We start from the raw sequence: 22,685 nt of genomic DNA on the forward strand, positions 1-22,685 counted from the left end.
CGCTGCGGATCTCGGATCGGTGATCGCGGTTCGCGGTTTCGCCCAGGCGCGCGGCAGTGGACGTACGCACGGCGTACGCCGGGCCGCTCCCCGGTGGTGATCCACCCGAACGCCAGTCACGGCCCGCATCCACCATATCCGGTGGATGACCGGCGCCCGACCTGGGACGATCTAGACATGACGCGCACTTTCGACCATCTCGTCGCCGAAGCCGAATCCGTCTCCGTCGACGGCTGGGACTTCTCCTGGCTCGACGGCCGCGCCACCGAGCAGCGCCCCTCCTGGGGCTACCAGAGACTCATGGCCGAGCGTCTGGCCCGGGTCCACTCCGCCCTCGACATCCAGACCGGCGGCGGCGAGGTGCTCGCAGGGGCGGGGACCCTGCCCCGGCTGACGGTCGCCACCGAGTCGTGGCCGCCGAACATCGCGAAGGCGACCCGGCTGCTGCACCCGCTCGGCGCGGTCGTCGTCGCGGACACCGACGAGCCGCCGCTGCCCTTCGGCGACGAGTCCTTCGATCTGGTGATCAGCCGGCACCCCGTGACGATCTGGTGGGACGAGATCGCCCGCGTCCTCACGCCCGGCGGCACCTACCTCTCGCAGCAGGTCGGTCCGGCGAGCGTCTTCGAGCTCGTCGAGTACTTCCTGGGCCCGCAGCCCGAGGAGGTCCGGCGCGGCCGGCACCCCGACGACGCGGCCGCCGACGCCGCCGGGGCGGGCCTCGAAGTGGTCGATCTGCGCTCCGAGCGACTGCGGACGGAGTTCCACGACATCGGAGCCGTGATCTACTTTCTACGGAAGGTGATCTGGATGGTGCCCGGCTTCACGGTCGGGCAGTACCGGGACCGGTTGCGCGAGCTGCATGAACAGATCGAACGCGAAGGTCCGTTCATCGCGCACACCGCCCGCTTCCTCATCGAGGCCCGCAAAACGGGCTGACCGCGGGGCGGACGGATCCACGCCGGATCGGTTGCGCGGCCACAGCGTGGCGCAGGTCACTCAATTCAGCGCGTAACGAATCGACTCGGGCATGCGATGAACCGACAGGTGTCCTCGCGCGGCCCCGGAATACAGACCCCCCTCGGGTCTGTTTCCCGAGTTCGCGCGATGATGTCCCGCCCACCCCTTATCTGTTCGCAACGAGAGGCTCCTTGTGTCGCTCAGCCCGTCCCGTACGTTCCCTCCGGAGATCGCCGAATCGGAGGCCCTCGTCGCGCTCGTCGAGCGCGGCCGCGAGCAGGGTCACATCAACGGTGACGACGTGCGCCAGGCCTTCGAGGCCGGCCGCATCCCGGTGGACCAGTGGAAGCGGGTCCTGCGCAGCCTGAACCAGGTCCTGGACGAGGAGGGCGTCGCCCTGCACGTCAGCGCCGCCCCCGCCACGAAGGCTGCCGCGAAGAAGCCCCGCAAGGCGGCCGCCGCGCCTGCCCGCACCGTGACCAAGAAGGCCGCCGCCGCGCCCCGCCCCATCGGCGCGCGCAAGACCGCGGCCGCGGCCGCACCGGTCGCCGCCGCCGCGGCGATATCTGCCGACACCGTCGGCGCCGACGTGTCCGAGGACACGGACGCCGCCGCTCCGAAGAAGCGCGTGGTCAAGAAGACCGCCGCGAAGAAGACCGCCGTCAAGAAGACGACGGCTGCCAAGAAGACCACCGCCAAGGACGCCGACGAGGGCGAGACCCCCGTCGTCGAGGGCGAGGACTGGGCGGCCGAGGACCTGGCCGACGAGGTCGAGGAAGAGGCCCCCAAGGCCGGCGGCACCCAGGGCTTCGTGCTGTCCGACGACGACGAGGACGACGCCCCGGCCCAGACGGTCATGGTGGCCGGTGCCACCGCCGACCCGGTCAAGGACTACCTGAAGCTGATCGGCAAGGTGCCCCTGCTCAACGCCGAGCAGGAGGTCGAGCTCGCCAAGCGCATCGAGGCGGGCCTGTTCTCCGAGTACAAGCTCGAAGAGGAGGATGACCACAAGCCCGCGTTCAAGCGCGAGCTGGAGATCCTCGTCGAGGACGGCCGGCGCGCCAAGAACCACCTGCTGGAGGCCAACCTCCGCCTCGTGGTCTCGCTCGCCAAGCGCTACACCGGCCGCGGCATGCTCTTCCTGGACCTGATCCAGGAGGGCAACGTCGGCCTGATCCGCGCCGTGGAGAAGTTCGACTACACCAAGGGCTTCAAGTTCTCCACGTACGCGACCTGGTGGATCCGGCAGGCGATCACGCGCGCCATGGCCGACCAGTCGCGCACCATCCGCATCCCCGTCCACATGGTCGAGATCATCAACAAGCTGGCCCGTGTCCAGCGCCAGATGCTCCAGGACCTCGGCCGGGAGCCCACTCCGGAGGAGCTGGGCAAGGAACTCGACATGACCCCCGAGAAGGTCATCGAGGTCCAGAAGTACGGCCGCGAGCCGATCTCCCTGCACACCCCCCTGGGTGAGGAGGGCGACAGCGAGTTCGGTGACCTCATCGAGGACTCCGAGGCGGTCGTCCCGGCCGACGCCGTGTCGTTCACCTTCCTCCAGGAGCAGCTCCAGTCGATCCTGGGCACGCTCTCGGAGCGCGAGGCGGGCGTCGTCTCGATGCGTTACGGCCTGAACGACGGCCAGCCGAAGACCCTGGACGAGATCGGCCGCGTGTACGGGGTCACCCGTGAGCGCATCCGCCAGATCGAGTCCAAGACCATGTCGAAGCTGCGCCACCCGTCGCGCTCGCAGGTGCTGCGCGACTACCTCGACTAAGCCGGCCCGCGCCCCCAGGTCAGCCGGAACACCGGCCCCGGGGGGCGTGAACGGCAGGGAGGCACCCTGCGGAACCAGACAGGCGCGCTCGCGCCGGATCCGCAGGGTGCCGGTCCACCCGTCCGTGATCACCAGCACCAGCACCGGCACCGGCGCCTGCGGAGGGAATCCGCACCTGGTTCTCAGTGCTCCAGCAGGTGCTTGAGCTTCTCCTCGTTCCTCGGCATCTCTTTGCGGGCGTACGGCCTGACCACCAAGGGGACCAGGGCCCGGCCGATGCCGTGGGCCTCGAAGTCGAGGTCGAGGGTGACGCGCGAGCGCCGGCCCCCGTCGAGCGGTTCGATGGTGCCCCGGACGTCGCCGCGTACCGGGCCGTCGAGCCCGTGCAGGCGCCAGCTCCGCGGCGGGTCGAACTCCGTGACCTGCATGGTCATCGGGAACCGCCGCCTGCCGATCCGGCGGGTGAGGGCGACCTTCGAGCCGAGGTGGAGGGGCGCGCCGTCCAGCGGGCGGGCGGAGACGGCGCTGTCCTGCCACTCCGGAAGGTGCGAGGGGTCCGTCACGTAGGCGTAGACGTCCTGCGGACTCCGGGAGATCTCGATGCTTTCTCTGATCGCGGACATGGCGACCCCTTACTGCCCACTGCCTCGTTCCCCTGGTTCCACGCTACTGCGCAGGTCAAGCGGTTGCGCGGGCCCTGCGCGCGGACATCGCGGCGTAGCAGAGGACGCCCGCGAAGAGGAACAGCACGCCCTGGTAGACGGCCGCGTAGCCGGAGCCGGCGACCAGCCACATCGAGAAGCCGAAGGCGAGGGCGGCGAGGACGCCGTCGCGGACCAGCCGGCCGGTGTGGACGCGCTCGCGCTGCCCGGAGAGCAGGAAGTAGATCTGCGCGGCGGTGGCGAGCAGGTAGGGGACGGTCGCCGTGAAGGTGGTGATCAGGACCAGGCTCTCGAAGACGCCCTGGGTGCCGGCCGTGTAGTTGTAGACGGTGAGGGCGGAGGCCAGCGCGACGGTGACGACCACGCCGACGACGGGGACGCCGCGCTTCTTCGTCTCGAAGGCCTTGGGGAAGAGCCCGTCCTTGGCGGCGGCGTACGGGGTCTGCGCGCTGAGCAGCGTCCAGCCGTTGAGGGCGCCGAGCATCGAGATCACGGCGGCGCAGGCGACCACGGTGCCGCCCCAGGTGCCGCCGAACATGGCGTTGACGGCGTCGGTGAAGGGGGCGGTGGAGTCGACCAGCCGGTCGTGGGCGACCAGGCCGAAGACGGCGAGGGTGCCGAGCAGGTAGACGACGGCCGCGCCCGCCGTGCCCAGGATCGTCGCCCGGCCGACGTTGCGGGCCGGATCGCGGACCTCGCCCGCGCTGACGGTGGCGGACTCGACGCCGAGGTAGCTGAAGAGCAGGATCGCGGCGGACGCCGAGACGGCGCCGACGGCGCTCTGGTCCGTGGCCCGGAAGGGGCCGAGGTTGGCGGGGTCGAAGAAGAACAGCCCGCCCACGGCCACCAGCAGCAGCGGGGCGAACTTCAGTACGGTGGCCACGACTTGCACCGCGCCCACGTAGCGGGTGCCCGCCAGGTTGGCGAGCGCGGGGAGCCACTGCACGGCGAGCGCGGCCAGGCACATGGACCACTTGTGCGCGCCCGCGGCGGGGAAGAGCACCGTGAGGTAGCCGACGGCCGCGACGGCCAGGGCCGCGTTCGAGACCCAGGCGGTGATCCAGTAGCTCCAGGCCGCGAGGAATCCGGCGAAGTCCCCGAACGCGGCGCGGGCGTAGACGTACGGGCCACCGGTCTGCGGGTGGCGCTCGGCGAGCCGGCCGAAGACCAGGGCCAGGGCTATCGCACCGGCGGTGAGCACCCCGAAGGCGACCAGGCTGATCGTCCCGAAGGGGGCGACCGAGGCGGGCAGCAGGAAGATCCCGCCGCCGATGATGTTGCCCATGACCAGACAGGTCGCGATGGGGAGGCCGAAACGGCGGGCGTGCGGGCTCGCCGCGGGCTCTGTCGTCGCGGTCGGCTCGGCGGTCGGCTCGGCGGCCGGCTCGGCGGTCGGGGCGGGGACTTGCAGGGTGGTGCTCACGGGGTCGCGCCTCTGGTGTTTCACATGCTGGACAGGTCGACACATGGTCGTGCACGGTCAATCCCGCACCAAATCAATGGTTTTCGTCCTGTACGGGAGCCCCTACGGAAGGAAAGATTCCGCCCGTGGCGTCCTCCGGCCGGGGATCCTGCAGCGGAACCTGGGGGCCGTCCGCCTCGCGCAGCCAGCGCCGCAGTACGTCGTGCACGGCTTCGGCGCCGACCAGCTCGGCGCCCACCGGCTCCGCGCCCACCGGATCGGGGAGCGGATCCGACAGGACCGTCGGCCACATCAGGAACGGCCGCCCCTGCTCCCCGCCCAGGCCGCCGTGCGAGCCGATCTGCTCCTCGAAGGCGTGCACGGCCCCGGTGGCCGGGTCGTACGCCGAGTTCACCATCACATCGGCCACGTGCGGGAACGAATCCGTGCGCCGCACCGCCTCCGCCGCGCCCGGGCCGAAGGGCGCCAGGAGGGCCTCCGCCTCGCCCGGCACCGCCAGCCGCGCCACCGCGCCGCCCGGGCCGATCACCTCGCCGTCCACCAGCAGGAAACCGACCCCGGGATGGTTCGCGAGGGTCGTCAGCAGGGCCGGGTGCGCGCGCTCGATCCGCTCCCGGGCGGCCCGGCCCGCCATGGCCGGGAAGGAGATCAGAGCGAGGTTCCCCGAGGCCAGCACCACCGGGTCCGGACCCGGCCCCGGGCGGGCCTGCGCGTCCTCCTCGACCGGCCGGTGCAGCGCGGCCAGCACCGCCGCGCGGGCCTCCGCCCCGCTGTGCGTGCGGCCCGCCCGCCGGGACACCGGCAGCCCGCAGCCCGCCCGGACCAGGTCCTTGAGGGTCAGCCCGTACTTCCCGAGGAAGGTCTCCCCGGGGCTCTGGCCGTGGTCCGAGAGCAGCACGATCCGGTACTCCCTGGGCGCGTGCTCGGCGACCCGGGAGAGCAGCGCGAGGCTACGGTCGAGGCGGGCCAGCACGTGGTCGGTGTCCCGGCCGCGCGGCCCCGAGTGGTGGGCGACCTCGTCGTAGGCGACCAGATCGGCGTAGACCGCGGCGCGGCCGGCCAGCATGTCACCGATCACCGCCGCCACGACCACGTCACGTTCCACCACGGTCGCGAACGCCCGGATCAGCGGGTACAGCCCGCCGCGGGCCACCCGCGGCCCGTCCCCGCGCAGCCGCGCCCGTACCGACTGGCCGATCTCCCGGCCCGCCTCGGCGACGAACGACAGCGCCGTGCGGACGGCGTTCGCCGGATCCGAGAAGTACGCGAAGTAGCCCGCGCGCGAGCGGTTCGCCCGGCCCCGCCGCGCCGACACCGAGAGCACCAGGGCCAGCTGGTCGGCGCCGCCGCTGAAGAGGTTGCCGCGGCTGGCCCCGTCGTGGGTGAGCAGCCCCCCGTCCCGGGTCCGCTCGATGGCCCGCAGCTGGAGTTCCGCGGCGCTGGTGGGCCGGTTGCAGACCATCACCTCGCCGGTCTCCTTCTCGTACCAGCGGAAGGCGGGCACGTCGAAGTTCGAGCCGTGCAGGATGCCGAGCTGGCTGGCGCCGGTCTGGCTGGACCAGTCGGTGCGCCAGGACGCCAGCCGGTGGCTGCGGTCGAGCCAATCGGCCACCGTCGGCATCAGCCCCTCGGCCGCGGCGGCGCGCAGCACCTCGTACCCGACCCCGTCGAGCTGGAGGAAGAGCATCCCGGGCGCCGACCGGTCCGCACCGGGCCCGGCCGCCGCCCGCTGCCTGCGGCGGCGCCGGTCCGCGAGGCGGTAGAGCCTGCGGCGGTACGCCTCGTCGTCGCGTACGGCGAGCGCGGTGGAGGTCGCCGACGCGACGGCGGACATCACGGCGGCGACGACCACCGCGGTCTCGGGGGCCACCTCGCCGCGCCCGTCGGGGACCAGGCTGAGCGCGAGCAGCAGCAGCGAGCCGTTGAGGAAGAAGACGAGCAGCCCGAGCACCAGGGCGGGCACCAGCAGCAGGGCCCGTACCAGCAGCGGCCACACCAGCGCGCTGAGCAGGCCGAACGCGCCGGCGCCCCAGGCGGCGGCCAGCCCGATCTGCGTGACGCTGTCGCCGTCGCCCGAACGGAGGCGGAAGTCGGGCAGGACCCCGGCGAGGACCAGCATGGTGAGGGTGGACACCGCCCACACGACGATCACCCGCAGCAGCGCGCTGCCCGTGGTCCGCCACCGTCCGCGCAACACGCCGCACCCGCCTCAGCTCCGGGCCCGCGCGCCGCCCGCGGTCCCCGTGCCAGCGTCGCACAGGGGGCCGGTCACGTACCGTCGTAACCTGCCGTGGGCATGGACAGCCGGCGGTGCACCTCGGCCTTCATCGCGGAGGTGTAGCGGGGTTCGGCGAGCCCGGCGGTCTCCAGGCGTACGCCGCGGCGCGCGCACTCGGCGGCGAACTCCTCGACGGAGCGCAGGGCGCGGGCGAGCACGCGTTCGTTGGCGGCGACGAAGAGGTCCACGTGCCCGGCGTCGACGTCGGACCAGAGCCCGTAGTGGTCGGCGCGCAGCCCGCAGAAGACCAGCTCCCGTGCCACGACGCAGCCGTGTTCCGCCGCCCAGCGGGCGCACATGGCGTGCTGGCTCCGGGTGTCCACGGCGAAGGGGTCGGCGTCCAGATCCTCTAGCGGGGTCAGGCTGGCGATCGCGGCCACCCGCAGCTCATCCATGCCGCCCGACCCTACTCCGATCCGGGGCCCGGGAGGAGGGATCCACCGGTTCCGATCAGGCTCCGACCGGCGGGGCACCGCCTAAGCTCGGGAGGTCCGGGATCGTGCGAGGCGGGAGGACGGGTACCGGTGGAGATCACCTGGTGGGGGCATGCCACGTGCACGGTGGAGGACTCCGGGGTCCGGGTGCTGACGGACCCGCTGTTCGCCATGCGGCTCGCGCACCTGCGGCGGCGCCGCGGGGCGCTGCCGCCGCCGGAGGCGGCCGAGGCGGACGTGGCGCTGGTGTCGCACCTGCACGCCGACCACCTGCACCTGCCCTCGCTGGCGCGGCTTGCGGCCGGAACCCTGCTGGTGGTGCCGCGCGGAGCGCCGGGGGCGGTGCCGGGGCTGGCGCGGCTGGCGCGGACGCGGGGGCTGACGCTGACGGAGGTGGAGCCGGGCGAGGAGGTCGCCGTACGAAGCGGCGTACGGGTACGGGCGGTCAGCGCGCGGCACGACGGACGGCGGCTGCCGTTCGGGCCGCGGCGGGCGCCGGCCCTCGGGTACGTGGTCCAGGGCGCGGCGCGCACGTACTTCGCCGGGGACACCGGGCTGTTCGCCACCATGGCGCGGGAGGTCGGCCCGGTGGACGTGGCGCTGCTGCCGGTCGGCGGCTGGGGTCCGTACCTGGGGCCCGGACACCTGGACGCGGGGCGGGCGGCGCGGGCGCTGGCCGAACTCGCCCCGTCGGTGGCGGTGCCGGTGCACTACGGGACGTACTGGCCGATCGGGATGGACGCGGTCCGGCCGCACGAATTCCACGCGCCGGGTGAGGAGTTCGCCCGGCGGGCCGGGCAGCTTGCGCCGGAGGTGGCGGTGCGGGTGCCGGGGCACGGCGAGCGGGTGGGGCTGTCGTGACGGTGTGGCGGGCGGTGGGCGACGCCGTCACCACGGTGCCCCCGGAGACGACCCGGCAGGTGGTGGGCTACCCGGCGCTGTTCGTGCTGGTGGCGCTGGGCGCGCTGGTGCCGGTGATCCCGACGGGGGCGCTGGTGAGCACGGCGGCGGTGGTGGCGTTTCACCAGGACCTGCCGTTCGGGCCGCTGCTGGTGTTCGGGGTCTCGGCGGTGGCGGCGTTCACCGGGGACATCGCGCTGTACTGGCTGGGCGGGCGGGGGGTGCGCTCGCGCGGCGGCTCTCGATCGCTGGAGCGGCTGCGGGCGCGGGCCACGCCGGAGCGGCTCGCGCAGGCGCAGACGGGGCTGGACGAGCACGGGGTGCTGGTCCTGGTGCTGTCCCGGCTGGTCCCGGCGGGGCGGATCCCGGTGATGCTGGCCTGCCTGCTGTCCGGACTCCCGCTCGGCCGCTTCGCGCGGGGCGACGCGCCGGCGTGCCTGGCCTGGGCGGCGACGTACGGCCTGATCGGCATCTTGGGCGGTTCCCTCTTCTCGCAGCCGTGGAAGGGCGTCGTGGTGGCGGTGGCCCTCACCCTCGCCGTCAGCGCGACCCCCTGGGCCTGGCGCCACCTGCGCCGCTGAAGCCGAACCCTGCCCGAGCCGCCCTCTCCGGCCCCGCCGCCGTGTGAGGCGCGGGATCCGGGGCGGAGCCCGAGAGCGGCCGGGCGCCGCCCCGTTCCCGGAGTGAGGGCCCAGGCCCGCCGGGCCGGCGGCGCGGCGATCAGAGCGGCTGCGGGGCCGCCGTCAGGCCGGCGGCGGCGCGTTCGGCCGCGGTGAGGGGCGCAGCCGTCAGGGCGTTGCGGTCCGTCGCGCGCAGGACGTGCCAGATCACCGCCGGGGTGAGCCAGTGCGTCGGGGCGCTGTTCATCGTCATCACCCGCAGCAGCGCGGCCGCCAGCGCCCGGTCCGTCGTCGCCCCGGCCATCAGCCGGCCGACGTAGGAGCCGAGCACGCCCGAACCCCGCTTCGGCCGCACGCCTGTCGCCCCCGGGTACAGGATGTCCTGCGAGGTCGCGAGCTCCCACGCCGTCGCCACCCGCGGAGCGAGCGCCCGTTGGGCCTCGCGGCCGATGCCCGGGTGCGAGAGCCCCTTCGCGCGCAGCAGGGCCCGTACCGCCAGCAGCCCCTGCGCCGCGACCGTCATGCCCTGCCCGTAGAGCGGGTTGAAGGTGGCCACGGAGTCCCCGACCGCGAAGAACCCGTCGGGCAGGCCGGCCTTCTCGAAGTACAGCCGCCGGTTGGCGGTGCCCTGGGTGACCGCCACGTCCGTCAGCGGCTTTCGGCCCTCCAGCAGCTCGCCCACGATCGGGGAGCGGGCGCCCTTGGCGAACGGGACGAACGCCTCCGGGTCCGCCGTCGGCTGCCCGCCCCGGGTACCCGACAGCGTGGCCTGCCACTGCCCGTTCTCGATCGGCACGATCGTCGCCGTCTGCCCCGGCACCGGGACCCGCGCGTCGGACTGCACGTTGACGATGGGGAAGCCCGCCGCGTGCGCCCCGGCGGGCGCCTCGAAGATCCGGCTCGCGTAGACGAGGCCGGAGTCGACCTCGGCCTGCCTGATCACGCCCACGCCGAGTTCCCGGAGCCAGGTACGGGCCCGGGAGCCGCGCCCGCTCGCGTCCACGACGAGGTCGGCGCCGATCAGCCGGCCCTCCTCCCCGGGCGTGTCGACCCGTACCCCGGTGACCCGGGCGGCGCTGCCCTCCAGTGACCGCACCCGGCTCCGCTGGAGCGTGCTGACCCCGTCCAGGCCGGTAACCCGGGCCCGTACCACGGAGTCCAGCAGGTCCCGGCTGCAGGAGACGGTGAACTGCATCTCCTCGTGGCGCGGCAGCCAGCCCTGCGCGGTCAGGGTGACCACGTCGGTCGGCAGGCTGCGGCGCAGGGCGCCCGCCGCCCGCCACTGCGCGGTGATCCCCGGCAGGATCTCCTCGATGGCGCGCGCCCCGCCCGACCAGAGGAGGTGGACGTGCCGGGCCTGGGGGAGTCCTCGCCGAGGCGCCGGGCCGTCCGGGAGGACGTCGGCGTCGATGACCGTGACCGTCATGTGCTCGCGCAGGACGGCGGCCGCGAGCAGGCCGGCCAGGCCGGCGCCGATGACGACGGCGTGACGGGGCGGGGAGGACTGGGTCATCGTCGGGTGCTCTCTGTCAGGGCCCGGCGGGGGCGTCGCCCGGCGCGTCGTCGGCTCGCGTCACGGCGAGCATCGGGTTTTCCTCTCCGCCGCCGCTGGACTCCGGCTCGCGCTCCATCCCGGCGGCCGCCGCCGGCCGGGGCAGGCCTCGCCATGGCCGAGGCGGGTCGGCGACCGCCCGGACGCCTCGAAGACCTCGGCGACGGCGGCGAGGAAGTACGGCGGCCGGCCGTCCTCCCGGAGGCGGCTGCGGCGCGGATCTTCCGTACGTCGACCGGGCGTTCGGGTGGCTGGACTGCCGTGCAGCCTAGCCGCCGGCCCCCTGCCGAACCAGCACAACCCCACGTTTCCCGCGACGCGGCGCGAGACTCGCCCGCCCCCCGGCGGCACCCCGGCAGCGGCCGTGACGCCGACCACGACGCGAGCCGTGACGCCGGCCATGACCTCCGGCGTAATCGACCCCGGTCCGGCCCGGCGGCACAGTGGAGGCGTCGGGTTCCGGGGCCGCGCACTCGGTTCCGGGGCCCGCTCCCCAGCTCGCGCACCCGACCCTCGACGGAGGCTGATCCGCCATGTCCGCACCCCTGCCCGGCAGCGCCGCCCGTATCTCCCGCACCGCCGAACCGCGGGCCATGCTGCGCCGGTTCCTCGCCCTCGACTCCCTCGTCACCACCGGCAACGGCCTCGCGTACCTGGCCTTCTCCGCCCCGCTCGGCCGCCTGCTCGGCGTCGGGCAGGGGCTGCTGCTCGGGCTCGGCGTGCTCCTGGTGCTCTACGGCGCCGCGGTCGGTCTGCTGGCCTCGCGCCGACGGCCCCCCGCCTTCGCGGTGCGGTGTGTGATCGAGACCAACTACGCCTGGGCGGCCGTCAGTCTGGCCTCGCTGTTCCTCTGGTTCTCGCCGACCGCCGCCGGCGCCGGCTGGATCCCGGCGCAGGCCTTCGTCGTGGCCGCCTTCGCCGTCCTCCAGCAGCTCTCCCTGCGCGCGGCGCAGGCCGGGTCAGGAGTCCAGTGAGCGCAGGTACTTCGCCGTCGCCGGGTCGGCCGGGAGCAGCGTCTCGATGGCCAGCTCGGCGACGGTCACGTCCATCGGCGTGTTGAAGGTGGCGATGGAGGAGATGAAGGAGAGCAGCCGCCCGTCGTGCTCGATGACCAGCGGGAGCGCGATGTACGGGGCCGCCTCGTCCGGCTCGGCCTCGCCCGGCCGGTCCGGGGCGGGGTCCGGCACGGGGTAGGCCGACACCTCCTCGTACAGCGCGCGCAGCGGCGCCGAGCGCGCCAGCGCGATCTGCCGCCCCATCTGCGCCAGCAGGTGCCCGCGCCACTCCTTGAGGTTGTGGATGCGCGGGGCCAGGCCCTCGGGGTGCAGGGTGATCCGCATGGCGTTCAGCGGCGGGGTCAGCAGGTGCTCCGGCAGCCCGTCCAGCAGCATCGCGATGCCCCGGTTGGCCGCGACGACCGTGTAAGTGGCGTCCACGACCAGCGCCGGATACGGCTCGTAGCCCGTCAGCAGCCGCTCCAGCCCCTCCCGCAGGGCCCGCATCGCCGGCGCGTCCAGCGGGGTCTGCGCGTAGTGCGGTGCGTATCCGGCCGCGAGCAGCAGCGCGTTGCGCTCCCGGATCGGCACGTCGAGTCGGTCGGCGAGCCGCAGCAGCAGCTCCTCGCTCGGCCGGGACCGGCCGGTCTCGATGAAGCTGATGTGCCGGGACGAGGACTCGGCGCGGCCTGCCAGTTCCAGCTGGCTGATGCCGCGCCGCTCGCGCCAGGTGCGGAGCAGGGCTCCGACGGACGTCGTCGAGGGGGTCATGCCCACGACGTTAGCGGGGTCCGGTCGGGCCGGTCCGCCCCTGCCCGTCGTGCCGGAGCGTCCCGCCTCACCCCAGGTCGAAGACGTTCCGCAGGCCGAGGCGGTGGCGCCACAGGTCGTGCCGCTTCGCGGCCTCCACCTCCGGCGCCCGGTACAGCGGCGTGATCGTGCAGGGTCGCGCCGCCGAACCGTCCCTGGCCAGCAGCGCGTTGACGGCGGCCCGCGCCGACGCGTTGGCGCCTTCCATCGTCGCCAGGTCGATGTCGACCGCGACGTAGTCCCCGCTGAGGAAGAAGTTCGGGATACGGGTGCCCGCGCTCGGCCGGTTGTGGAAGGTGCCGGTCGGGTGGATCAGCAGCTCGTCCTGGTTCGTGGGGTTCGGGGTGCCGAGCCCGTCCACCCCCGGGTCCAGGAACCACGAGTGCAGCGCGCCGTCCGACAGCGCGCTGCGGCCGGTGTCGTTGAGGGAGGCCTTCAGCTGCGCCCACACCTCGCGGGCGACCTCGTCGCGGGTGCACTGCTTGGCCGTCTTCCCGTAGAGGAGCCCGGGCTTGTCCCACTCCGAGATGTCCACCGACAGGCAGTCCACCACCGCCCCGTCGCCGTAGTCGGCGGGGAAGTTCCGGGACGGCCAGTGTTCGGCCTGCTGGATCGCCGTCAGCGACCAGGGCGAGTCGATGCAGTTGAGGTGGCCGTGCACCAGCGGTGCCCGTTCGGTGAGATAGAACTGGATGCCGGTCATCCAGTCCGTCTCCAGCTTGTCGCAGCGTCCCAGCATCGGGTCGGCCGCGCGCAGCGCCGCGCTCCAGGTGCGGCGGGCGTGTTCGACGGGCAGGGCGGACACGTAGTGGTCGGCCGTCACGCTCTGGCGGACGCCGGCCGGGTCCTCGACCGCGACCCCGCTGACCAGGCCGTTCCCGTACCGCACCTCCCGTACCGTCCAGCCGATCCGGAACTCCACGCCCAGCGAGCGCAGATGGGCCTCCCAGGGGTCGATCCAGGCCTCGTTGGTCGGCAGGTTGAGGATCCGGTCGGGCGGGCCGTCCGCGCCCCGGCCGAGCAGGTTGAAGACGAAGGCCTCGCCGAGGGTGCCGACGGTACGGGTCGAGGCCTCCTCGGCCTTGGTCGCCACGATGTTGCGGGTGACGCCGATCGCCAGGATGCGCTGGTACTCGCTCGACATCCGCGCCGCGCGCACGAAGTCCCACCAGGGGGTGTGCTCCCAGACCTCGTCGCGGCGCTCGTCGCAGCTGGTCAGGAAGACCAGCGCGCGGTTCACGAAGTACGCCGTCTCGTGCGGGGGCAGCCTGACGAGGGACTGCATGATGCCGGTCAGGGCGCGGCGGAGCTCGTCGGGTGTCAGCTCGGCGGGGGAGTGGTCGGGCCAGGGGATGGGCGCGCGCAGGTCCTCGCGGCCGCCCGCCCGGGCGAACATCATCTCGCGCGGGGCGACCAGGTTGTCCCAGACGCCGTTGGCGTTGCCGGGGAAGGGGATGCGCCGCATCGTGTCGGGCAGGTTGTGGTAGATGCCCGGGATGAAGCGGAAGCCGTGCTCGGCCGGCAGCGGGCGGCGGCCGCCCCGGGCGCTGCCGGGCACGTCCATGCTGCGGGCCTTGCCGCCGAGCGCCCGGCGCTCGTACACGGTGACGGCGTAGCCGCGCTCGGCGAGTTCGTGGGCCGCCGTGAGGCCGGCGACGCCGCCGCCGAGCACGGCGACGGTGCGTCGGCCCGTCGGTGCCGAGCCCGGTGCGGCCGCGGCCCATGGCCGCGCGGCCGCTGCCGGGGCTGCCAGGGCGCCGGAGGCCCCCACCGCCGCGGCGCCGGCGGCCGCGCCCGCGCCCGTGATGAACGTACGCCTGGAATTGCCCGTGCGTGCCATGGGGTCCCCTCGGTGTGCGCCGTATTACCGCCGGTAACAGTCACGTCCGGCGCAGGAGCATAGGGGTGTCGCCATGGTCACGGAAGACGCGGAAGTACCCGCACGCACTATGGCGCGAAAGCTTCCCCGCGCCGCGCGCTGTGGGAACCTTGACAGCACGTCAGTCGTGGGACGGGCGCGGACAGCGAGGACCACCGGGAAGGAGCGTGCGGATGTCGGACGAGCCGCTTTCGCAGAAGGAGATCGAGGACCGGTTGCGGGAACTCCCCGGCTGGGCCTACGAGAACGACCGGATCACCCGCACCTACCGGCTGGACGGCCACTTCGCGGCGAGCGCGCTCGTCGCCCACATCGCCGCCCTCCAGCAGGAGTTGAACCACCACTCGGACCTCACCCTCGGCTACAACACGGTCCGGATGGCAGTGAACACCCACAGCGCGGGCGACGCCGTGACCGCGACCGACTTCGCCCTCGCCGAACGCGTCGAGGGCATCGCGCCCGGCCACGGCGCGAGCTGATGCCGATAACGGGGCGGGCGCGGGATCAGAGGGGTTCCAGGCGCCACCACTGGGAGGGCGCGTCGCTGTCCTCGCACTGGCGGGCCTGCCCCTGCGCGTCCGCCTCCAGCGGCAGTCCGCTGATCGCGGCGATCAGCGAGACCACGCCCGGCGCGTCGAGGTGCTCCTCGACGATCCACTCCTGCGCCCCGAACGCGTTCGCCTTCCACACCTGCACGCGCGTCCCGCTCTCCGTCGACGCGTTCGCGACATCGAGCCGTTTGCCGTTGTGCGCGCTCACCACGTGGAAGAGCCCGCCGCCGCTGTGTACCGGCGAGATCTCCCACTGCTGGGCCGCCGCGGGCACCGGCGCGCCCTCGGGCCCGACGCGCACCCGGTTGCCGCTCTCCACCTGGAGCAGCAGATCACTGGCGACGTTGCGGACCCGGTACAGGCCGTCCGGGGGATTCACGCGCGACCCGCCCCTCAGTAGTCGAACTCGGCCGGGTCGGGCCCGATCCGCCGGCCCTCGGGCCCGGACCCCAGGGCGTCCAGCGCGGCCACGTCCTGCGCGTCCAGCTCGAACCCGAACACGTCGAGGTTCTCCCGGATGCGCGCCGGGGTCACCGACTTCGGGATCACGATCGTGCCGGCCTGCAGGTGCCAGCGCAGCACCACCTGCGCGGGCGAGCGGCCGTGCTTGTCCGCGATCCCGGTGACGACCGGCAGCGTCAGCAGCTCCTTGCCCTGGCCCAGCGGCGACCAGGCCTCGGTGGCGACGCCGAGGCGGGCGTGCAGCGCGCGCAGGTCCGACTGCGGGAACAGCGGGTGCAGCTCGATCTGGTTCACGGCGGGCACGAGGGAACTCACCGTCCCGATCCGCTCCAGGTCCACCGGGCGGAAGTTCGACACGCCGACCGCGCGGGCCCGGCCGCTTGCCGCGATCTCCTCGAAGGTCTGCCAGATGGTCAGGAAGTCGTCGCGCATCGGGCGCGGCCAGTGGATCAGGTACAGGTCGAGGTGGTCGAGCCCCAGCCGGTCGAGGGACTCGTCGAAGGCGCGCAGCACCCCGTCCCGGTCCCAGACCCGCGTCTTGACGTTCCACAGCTTGGTGGTGACGAACAGCTCCGCGCGCGGCACCCCGCAACGGGCGATGGCCCGGCCCGTTCCCGCCTCGTTGTCGTACACGGCGGCGGTGTCGATGCTGCGGTACCCGGCCTCCAGGGCGTCCCCGACGGCACGTTCCGCCTCGCCGTCCGGGATCTGCCAGACGCCGTAGCCGAGCTGCGGCATCAGTGTGCCGTTGTTGAGCTTGATGGTGGGGACCTGGTTCACGTCTGCTCGTTCCCTCTCGTTCCCTCGCCGCGGTCACCGGATGGCTGCCGAGCCGGCACGTTACTTTGCGGAAGTCCCTCAGGGAAGGAACCCTTCGGAGCGGCGGGACCGCGGCGTTCCACTCCGTACTTGGTGCTCAGCTTCGCGATCAGCAGGCAGTAGGCCGGGGCGATGACCAGCTCCAGCACGAGCGCCTGCCAGGGGGCGTCCGCCGCGGTCCCGTTGTCCTCCAGCTGCCCCACGGCCAGGGAGATGCAGAAGGCCAGCACGTTGTTGGCGGTGTGCGCCGCGATCACGGCCTCCAGGCCGCCGGTCCGGATGACCAGCCAGCCCCACCACATGGCGGAGTAGAACAGAAGGGCGAACCCGGACCAGGCGCCGAAGCCGTGCGCCAGGGCGAAGAGCAGCGAGGCCACCACGATGCCGGGCCAGGGGGACTTGAGGAATCCGCCGAAGTACTGGGCGAGCCAGCCCCGGAAGACGAACTCCTCGGCCGCCGCCTGGAAGGGCACCACCAGCCAGAACACCAGCAGGCCGAGCAGCAGGCCGCCCCAGCCGGGGAACTCGCCCTCCAGGCCGGCGTCCCCCTCCTGGAGCCAGCCCCACAGCATGAGCAGGCCCATCTGGAGGGCGAGGACGGGAAACGCGACGGCGGCGCACACCCCGAGCCAGCGCCAGCGCAGCCGCCCGACGACGGAGGCCACGCTCCCGGCGAACCGGTGCCCGCAGACGCGGACCGCGAGCAGGACGGCGGGTATGCCGACCGCGATCCCCGCGAGCGCCAGGGCGTTGTCCGCCAGCGGATCGGCCAGCAGCTGCTCACTGTCGTCCGGGGCGACCTCGATCCCCAGCGCGTAGCCGGCCGCCATGCCGGCGATGATGACGGCGATCATGCCGCCGATCGCCACCGCGATGACCAGCAGCAACTCCCCGACCCGCCCGAGCCGGCCCTGCCGGCCGTTGCGCGCCTGCTCGTGATAGAGCGACCCGGCCGGGGCGGCCGTGGGCCCCAGGTGTTGAACCGCATACGGCCCGGCGGGCCACCCATGCGGCGGCGCCGCCCACCCTTGAGGACCGGGCCAGCCCTGGGGCGCGGCCCCGTCTTGGGGCGCGGCCCCGCCCTGGGGTGCGGCCCCGCCCTGAGGTGCTACCCCGCCCTGAGGACCGGCCCCGCCGTGGGGCGCGACCCAAGGACCGGGCCCGCCCTGAGGTGCCGCCCAAGGACCGGGCCCTCCGTGGGGCGCCGCCCCGCCCTGGGGCACGGCCCCGCCTGGGGAGTCGGGTCCGCCCTGGGGCGGTACCCCGCCTTGGGGCACGGCCCCGCCTTGGGGCGGTACCCCGCCTTGGGGCACGGCCCCGCCTTGGGGCGGCACCCCCTGGGGGTCGGGTGCGGTCGGGGTGACCGGGGTGTCGGTTGGGGCGGGGGTGCCCGTGGGTGGGGTCTGGTCGTTCGTGGGGCGGGTCCAGCCCGCTCGGTCGGGTGTCTGTGACACGGGTAGTCCGCCTTCTTCCAACTCCGCCGTCCTTGACCCCCATTCGATCACGCGCTCGACCGTGCGCGGTGCCGAGCCCGCTCCGGGGACGTACGGCGGCCGGAGGTCAGGCGGTGGCGGTCCCCAGATACGCCTCCCGCACCAGCGGGTCGGCCCGTACCTCGGCCGCCGTTCCCTCGGCGAGCACCGTCCCGAGGTCCAGTACGACGACCCGCGCGCAGAGGTCCATCACGAAGGCCACGTTGTGTTCGACCAGCAGCACCGCGCACCCCTCCTCCTCGGCCAGCCTCCGCACCACCCCCGCCAGCTGCGCCCGCTCCGGCGCCGACATCCCCGACGCGGGCTCGTCCAGCAACAGCACCCGCGGCGGATCGGCCACCGCGCGCGCCAGCTCCACCATCCGGGCCCGCCCCACCGGCAGCCCGCCCGCGTACGAGGGCCCCAGCGGCCCGATCCCGCAGTCGGCCAGCACCCGGGCAGCCCGCTCCCGGCGCTCCCGTTCCCGCCGGCGCCGGGCCGGCGAGGCGATCAGGTCGGCGGCGAGACCGCCCCCGCCGCCCCGCCACTCCTGCGCGACGAGCACGTTGTCCGCCACGCTGAGCTGCCCGAACAGCTGCTGGCGCTGAAAGGTCCGGCGCATCCCGTGCCGGGCCCGCCACACCGGGGAGCGGCGGGTGATGTCCACCCCGTCGAGCAGCAACCGCCCCCGGTCCGGCCGGCGGATCCCGGACAGGACGTCGAACAGGGTTGTCTTCCCCGCTCCGTTCGGCCCGATCAGCCCGCACACCTCCCCGGCCCGGATCCCGATCCGCACCCCGGTCAGTGCCCGGACCCCGCCGAAGCGGACGCTGACGCCGCTCGCCTCCAGTACGTACGGCTCCGTCATGTCGCCATCCCCAAATACGCCTCGGTCAGCCGGTCCTCCTCCACCTCGGCCCGCGGGCCGCACCACGACACCCCGCCCTGGGAGAGGTAGGCGACGGTGTCGGCGACCCCGAGGATCCCGGCCGCCTTCTCCTCCACCAGCAGCAACGCCGTCCCGGCGTCACGCAACTCGGTGAGCAGCGCGTACACCTCCTCCACCACACGCGGGGCGAGTCCGAGCGAGGGCTCGTCCGCGATCAGCACCTCGGGCGGCCGCTGGAGCAGCGGGGCGAGGGCCAGCATCTGCTGCTCGCCGCCCGACAGCGCCCCGGCGGGGACGTCGCGGCGCTCCCGCAGGCGCGGGAACCGCTCGTAGACGGCGTCCCGGGCGCGCGGGTCCCGCAGGTAGAGCGCCAGGTTCTCCTCGATGCTGAGCGAGGGGAAGATGCCCCGCCCCTCGGGCGCGAGCACCACCCCGCCCCGCGAACGCCGCACGGCGCCGTCCCCGGTCACGTCCCGCCCGCGTACGAAAACCCCGCCCGCGGCGACCGGCACCAGCCCGGCGGCCACCCGGCACGCGGTGCTCTTCCCGGCCCCGTTGGGCCCGAGCACGGCCAGGATCTCCCCGCGCCGCACGGTCAGATCCACCCCGTGCAACACGAGCCCTCCGTCATACCCGGCCCACACCCCCCGCAACTCCAGGGCGACGTCCGGCCCCGAGGCCCCGCCGGCGTTCGAGGCACGGCGGCCCGGGAGCCGGCTCCCGATTTCGGGAAGGGGCGGGGCGGGGGGAAGCCCCGCAGGGCCCACCATGCCGGCCCCGTCAGCCCCGGCCCCGTCAGCCGCGGCCCTGGCCACCCCGGCCCTGGCCCCGGCCCCGGCCCCGGCCACCCCGGCCCCGACCCCGGGCCCGGCAGCCTCGGCCCCGGCCACCCCGGCCCACGCCACCGCGCCCCGCCGCCTGGCCAACCGCACCGGAACAGCCGCGCAATACCCGTCCGGATCATTGGCCAAGGCCAACCCCGCCAACCCGAACAGAATCACCGGCAGATGCGCCGACGCCGTCACGTAGTCCGCCATCACCCGCGGAGCGACGGCGAACACCAGCCCCGCCACCACCGCGTACTGCGGCCGCCGGACCCCCGCGGCCACCACCACCGCCAGCCACACCAGCCCCGTCATCGCCGTGAAGTCCGTCGCCGTGATCCGGGTGTTGTACGACGCGTACATCACGCCCCCGAAGCCGGCCAGCCCCGCCGACAGCGTGAACAGCAGCAGCTTCGTCCGCAGGACGGACACCCCCGAGGCCATCGCCGCCGCCGGCGCGGACCGCACGGCCAGCATCGCGCGCCCCGACGGGGAGTCGCGCAGCACGCTCAAGCCGGCGGCCACCGCCGACACCAGCAGCACCAGCGCCACGCCCAGCGCCCGGTCGTCCGACAGGTCCACCGGCCCGATCACCGGCCGCGGGACCGACCAGCCCGCGTCCCCGTTCCGCAGCCACCGCAGCTGGAACAGCACCTGGTCGGCGAGGAACGCCAGCGCCAGCGTCGCCAGGGCGAGCGAGCGCCCGCCCAGCCGCAGCGCCGGCAGCGCGACCAGCGCCCCGAGTACGGCGGCCACGCACGTCCCGACCGCCAGCGCCGCCACGAACGGCCAGCCCCGGCTCATCAGCAGCCCCGCGACCAGCGCGGCCCCCGTCACGAACGTGGCCTGCGCCAGCGAGACCATCGCACCGAGCCCCGTCACCACCGTGAAGGACATGAACACCAGCGCGATCGCCAGTCCCTGCGCCAGCAGCCCGCTCCAGAACGGGGTGGTGACGGTGTAGAACGCCACGCACAGCGCCCCCGCGAGGGCTGCCCACACCCCCCACCGCCGCGCCCAGGACGCCCCGGCCAGATGGTCGACCGGCGGCGCGTCGGCCGCGGCGGTCCCCGCCGTCCGGGCCCGGCGCGTCAGCACCAGCAGTCCGCCGAACAGGATCAGGAACGGCACCGCGGTGCGGAACCCGGTGATCCCCTCGGCGAACGACGCGTACCCGGCGACGAGGTTCTGCAGCACCCCCAGCCCCAGCCCGCCCGCGAACGCGAGCGGTACCGACGCGAACCGCCCGATGACCGCCGCCGTGGCCGACACGAACAGGAACAGCGTGAAGTCGTGCGCCGACAGCCCCAGCAGCGGGGTCGCCAGCACCCCCGCCAGCCCGGCCAGCCCCGAGGCGATCATCCAGGCCACCGAGGACAGCCGGTCGGCGCTGATCCCGCGCAGCTCGGTCAGCGAGCGGTTGTCGACCGCCGCCCGCAGCCGCAGCCCCAGCCGGGTGTGCCGCATCAGCACCCACAGGGCCACGGCCACCAGCGCCGTCACCACCCAGGTGATCAGCTGGTCGGAGTCGATGCCGACGCCCTCCGTGAGCTGCCAGGACCGCGCCGGACTCGGCCCCACGCCCGGCAGCCCGAACTGGTTCTCCGCCGGCTTCACGGGCGCGCCCGCGTCCGCGAGGAGCTCCACCGCCCACAGTCCGGCCGCCGGGAGCGCGACCAGCAGCCCGATGGTGGCGACGATCTGCGCGGTCTCGCCGACCCGCGCGAGCCGGCGGAACATGAGCCGGTCCAGTGCCCAGCCCAGGCCGGGCGCGACGACCACGACGACCAGCAGGGCCGCCGGGACCGCCGGGACGCCCAGCCCGGAGTGCACTTCGTAGAAGATCAGTGCACACAGGTAGGCCGTCGCCCCGTGCGCGAAGTTGAACAGGCCGGAAGCCGAGTACGAGAGCACGAGCCCGGTGGCGAGCAGTGCGTACAGGGCGCCGGAGACCAGACCGCTCAGGACGAAAACGAGCAGATCCTCCATGCCGCTCCCCCTGCCCGGGCTACTTGAAGGGGATGGGCTCGCGGCACGTGAAGGGGACGGAGACCTCGTACGCCCCGTTCTTCAGCTGGACGAGGGCCCCGCAGCCGAAGCTGTCCTTCTGCCCCTTCGGCTCGGCCCGGTCACCGACGAGGGTGCCGGTGTCGGAGAAGCTCTGCGCGGCGTTCTGGAAGTGCGTGACGGTGAGGTCCTTGCCCGCCTTCTGGGCGATGGACACGAAGAGGTCCGCCGACATGTAGCCGGTCAGCATGTGCATGTTCAGCGGTATTTCCTGGCCGCCCGAGGCCGCCTTGATGTCCGCCTTGAACTGGGCCATCCCCGGGCTCGTCGACTCGAAGGGCTCGAACTGGAGCAGCACGTGCACGCCGTCGAGAGCCTGCTTGGTGGTGTCCTTGGCGAGCAGCGCCGGGTCGTAGTCGGTCGGGTCGGAGAGCAGACCCTTGTACCCGGCGCGCTTGAGCGCGGTGAACAGCCCGATGTTGTTGGGGGTCTGCATGACCGAGACGACGGCGTCCGGGGCCTTGCCGCCGCCCGCGGCGAGGATGTCCTTCACGTACGCCGACCAGTCGCTCGGCACGGCCGTGCCGGGGACGGACGCCTTGGCGTAGGCGACCTCGAACCCGGCGGCGGCGAAGCCCTGCTGGAAGGTCCGGATGCCGAACTTCCCGGCGTCGCTGTCGTTTGCGATGATCGCGACCGACTTGCCCTTCGCCCCGCCGAGGAGCTGCCCGATGCCCTCGGGCCAGGTCTGGTTGACGGTGCCGCCGGGGGAGGGGACAAGGCAGCCGTTGAACCCGTAGATGTGCTTGGGGCCGCAGAAGGAGGGCAGCGTGCCCCAGCCGAAGGTGGGGACCTTCTCCTGCTCCAGGAAGTCGGCGCCGGAGAAGGTGACCGAGCTCATCGGGGCGACCGCGAAGACCTTGTCCTGCTGGACGAGTTTGCGGGCGGCCGCCAGGTTCTTGCCGGGGTCCTGGCCGTCGTCCTCCGCGCCGATGTAGTCGATCTTTCGCCCGTTGATCCCGCCCTCGGCGTTGGCCCGCAGGTAGCGGGCCCTGGCCCCGAGGTCGGTGTCCTTCTTGCTGTAGCCGCCGGCGCTGGTCATGGAGACGATGCCGCCGACCTTGATCGAGTCGGCGCTCACCCCGCGGGTGGTTCCGGCCGCGTCGCCGGGCCTGCCCGGCTGGGAGCTGTTGGAGGCGGAGTTGCAGGCGGAGACGAGGGCGAGCGCGGCCGCGGCGGCGGCCAGGGCGCGGATCGGTCGCGGGGCGCGGATCGGTCGCAACATGGGTGGAATCCCCTCCCGGTCGGAATCCCCGCATTCTGTGCGTGACCTGACGCACCGTCAATATCCCTGACGAGGTGATTTGACGG

Annotated in this window: 19 protein-coding genes and 1 riboswitch; of the genes, 6 read left to right on the plus strand and 13 right to left on the minus strand. The window is 73.7% G+C overall.

What is annotated here, in order from left to right:
- Positions 1-33: 33 nt before the first annotated feature.
- A riboswitch (ZMP/ZTP riboswitch) is annotated at positions 34-130 on the minus strand.
- A 47-nt stretch (positions 131-177) separates the two neighbouring features.
- Positions 178-939 (plus strand): class I SAM-dependent methyltransferase, encoded by a 762-nt coding sequence (locus OG982_RS25040; protein WP_266782960.1) that lies wholly within the window; start codon positions 178-180, stop codon positions 937-939.
- A 214-nt stretch (positions 940-1,153) separates the two neighbouring features.
- Positions 1,154-2,737 carry an RNA polymerase sigma factor gene (locus tag OG982_RS25045; RefSeq protein WP_266782958.1) on the plus strand — a complete coding sequence of 528 codons (1,584 nt, stop codon included), beginning with the start codon at positions 1,154-1,156 and terminating at the stop codon, positions 2,735-2,737.
- A 182-nt stretch (positions 2,738-2,919) separates the two neighbouring features.
- Here the strand turns inward: OG982_RS25045 and OG982_RS25050 are convergent, their stop codons facing one another.
- The 4 genes from OG982_RS25050 to OG982_RS25065 all read right to left on the minus strand — a co-directional run bounded on the left by OG982_RS25050 (position 2,920) and on the right by OG982_RS25065 (position 7,495).
- A complete protein-coding gene (locus OG982_RS25050) occupies positions 2,920-3,360 on the minus strand; it encodes an SRPBCC family protein (RefSeq protein ID WP_266782956.1) in 441 nt (146 codons plus the stop codon).
- A gap of 55 nt (positions 3,361-3,415) precedes the next feature.
- A complete protein-coding gene (locus tag OG982_RS25055; RefSeq protein WP_266949970.1) occupies positions 3,416-4,702 on the minus strand; it encodes an amino acid permease in 1,287 nt (428 codons plus the stop codon).
- 193 nt (positions 4,703-4,895) lie between these two features.
- Positions 4,896-7,019 carry a phage holin family protein gene (locus tag OG982_RS25060; protein WP_266782952.1) on the minus strand — a complete coding sequence of 708 codons (2,124 nt, stop codon included), beginning with the start codon at positions 7,017-7,019 and terminating at the stop codon, positions 4,896-4,898.
- Positions 7,020-7,090: 71 nt separating this feature from the next.
- Complete coding sequence (locus OG982_RS25065) at positions 7,091-7,495, minus strand: hypothetical protein (protein ID WP_266782950.1); 405 nt, start codon at positions 7,493-7,495, stop codon at positions 7,091-7,093.
- A gap of 129 nt (positions 7,496-7,624) precedes the next feature.
- Here OG982_RS25065 and OG982_RS25070 point away from each other — a divergent pair, with 129 nt between their 5' ends.
- Together OG982_RS25070 and OG982_RS25075 are read left to right on the plus strand one after the other, a co-directional pair.
- Positions 7,625-8,395, plus strand: a complete 771-nt coding sequence (locus OG982_RS25070; protein WP_266782948.1) for an MBL fold metallo-hydrolase — start codon at positions 7,625-7,627, stop codon at positions 8,393-8,395.
- A 2-nt stretch (positions 8,396-8,397) separates the two neighbouring features.
- Positions 8,398-9,015, plus strand: a complete 618-nt coding sequence (locus tag OG982_RS25075; protein WP_266791725.1) for a DedA family protein — start codon at positions 8,398-8,400, stop codon at positions 9,013-9,015.
- A 139-nt stretch (positions 9,016-9,154) separates the two neighbouring features.
- On the opposite strand, the gene OG982_RS25080 is transcribed toward OG982_RS25075, so the two are convergent.
- The gene (locus OG982_RS25080; RefSeq protein WP_266782946.1) at positions 9,155-10,567 is read right to left on the minus strand and encodes an NAD(P)/FAD-dependent oxidoreductase; all 1,413 of its coding nucleotides are present in this window, start codon (positions 10,565-10,567) and stop codon (positions 9,155-9,157) included.
- A 572-nt stretch (positions 10,568-11,139) separates the two neighbouring features.
- On the opposite strand from OG982_RS25080, the gene OG982_RS25085 reads away from it, so the two are divergent.
- Positions 11,140-11,580, plus strand: coding sequence for a hypothetical protein (locus tag OG982_RS25085; protein ID WP_266782944.1), 441 nt, complete (start codon positions 11,140-11,142; stop codon positions 11,578-11,580).
- On the opposite strand, the gene OG982_RS25090 is transcribed toward OG982_RS25085, so the two are convergent.
- Together OG982_RS25090 and OG982_RS25095 are read right to left on the minus strand one after the other, a co-directional pair.
- Positions 11,566-12,372: a helix-turn-helix domain-containing protein gene (locus OG982_RS25090; RefSeq protein ID WP_266782942.1), complete on the minus strand. Its 807-nt coding sequence runs from the start codon at positions 12,370-12,372 to the stop codon at positions 11,566-11,568. The genes OG982_RS25085 and OG982_RS25090 overlap by 15 nt on opposite strands.
- Positions 12,373-12,439: 67 nt before the next feature.
- Complete coding sequence (locus OG982_RS25095) at positions 12,440-14,251, minus strand: FAD-dependent oxidoreductase (protein ID WP_266949254.1); 1,812 nt, start codon at positions 14,249-14,251, stop codon at positions 12,440-12,442.
- A gap of 212 nt (positions 14,252-14,463) precedes the next feature.
- On the opposite strand from OG982_RS25095, the gene OG982_RS25100 reads away from it, so the two are divergent.
- Positions 14,464-14,769, plus strand: coding sequence for a 4a-hydroxytetrahydrobiopterin dehydratase (locus OG982_RS25100; RefSeq protein ID WP_266782938.1), 306 nt, complete (start codon positions 14,464-14,466; stop codon positions 14,767-14,769).
- Positions 14,770-14,794: 25 nt separating this feature from the next.
- Here the strand turns inward: OG982_RS25100 and OG982_RS25105 are convergent, their stop codons facing one another.
- From OG982_RS25105 to OG982_RS25130, 6 genes are all read right to left on the minus strand, one after another.
- Complete coding sequence (locus OG982_RS25105) at positions 14,795-15,220, minus strand: RICIN domain-containing protein (protein ID WP_266782936.1); 426 nt, start codon at positions 15,218-15,220, stop codon at positions 14,795-14,797.
- Positions 15,221-15,234: 14 nt separating this feature from the next.
- Entirely contained in the window at positions 15,235-16,083 is an 849-nt protein-coding gene (locus OG982_RS25110; protein WP_266782934.1) for an aldo/keto reductase, read from the minus strand.
- On the minus strand, positions 16,080-17,009 hold the full coding sequence (locus OG982_RS25115) for a CPBP family intramembrane glutamic endopeptidase (protein WP_266782932.1): 930 nt from the start codon (positions 17,007-17,009) through the stop codon (positions 16,080-16,082). The genes OG982_RS25110 and OG982_RS25115 overlap by 4 nt, the downstream gene beginning before the upstream one ends.
- A gap of 673 nt (positions 17,010-17,682) precedes the next feature.
- Positions 17,683-18,462 carry an ABC transporter ATP-binding protein gene (locus tag OG982_RS25120; RefSeq protein ID WP_266782930.1) on the minus strand — a complete coding sequence of 260 codons (780 nt, stop codon included), beginning with the start codon at positions 18,460-18,462 and terminating at the stop codon, positions 17,683-17,685.
- Positions 18,459-21,296: an ATP-binding cassette domain-containing protein gene (locus OG982_RS25125; protein WP_266949255.1), complete on the minus strand. Its 2,838-nt coding sequence runs from the start codon at positions 21,294-21,296 to the stop codon at positions 18,459-18,461. Before OG982_RS25125 ends, OG982_RS25120 begins: the two co-directional genes overlap by 4 nt.
- Before the next feature lie 19 nt (positions 21,297-21,315).
- Positions 21,316-22,599, minus strand: a complete 1,284-nt coding sequence (locus OG982_RS25130) for an ABC transporter substrate-binding protein (RefSeq protein WP_266782925.1) — start codon at positions 22,597-22,599, stop codon at positions 21,316-21,318.
- Positions 22,600-22,685 lie beyond the last annotated feature (86 nt).

This window comes from Streptomyces sp. NBC_01551 (genome assembly GCF_026339935.1).
Lineage (GTDB): Bacteria > Actinomycetota > Actinomycetes > Streptomycetales > Streptomycetaceae > Streptomyces.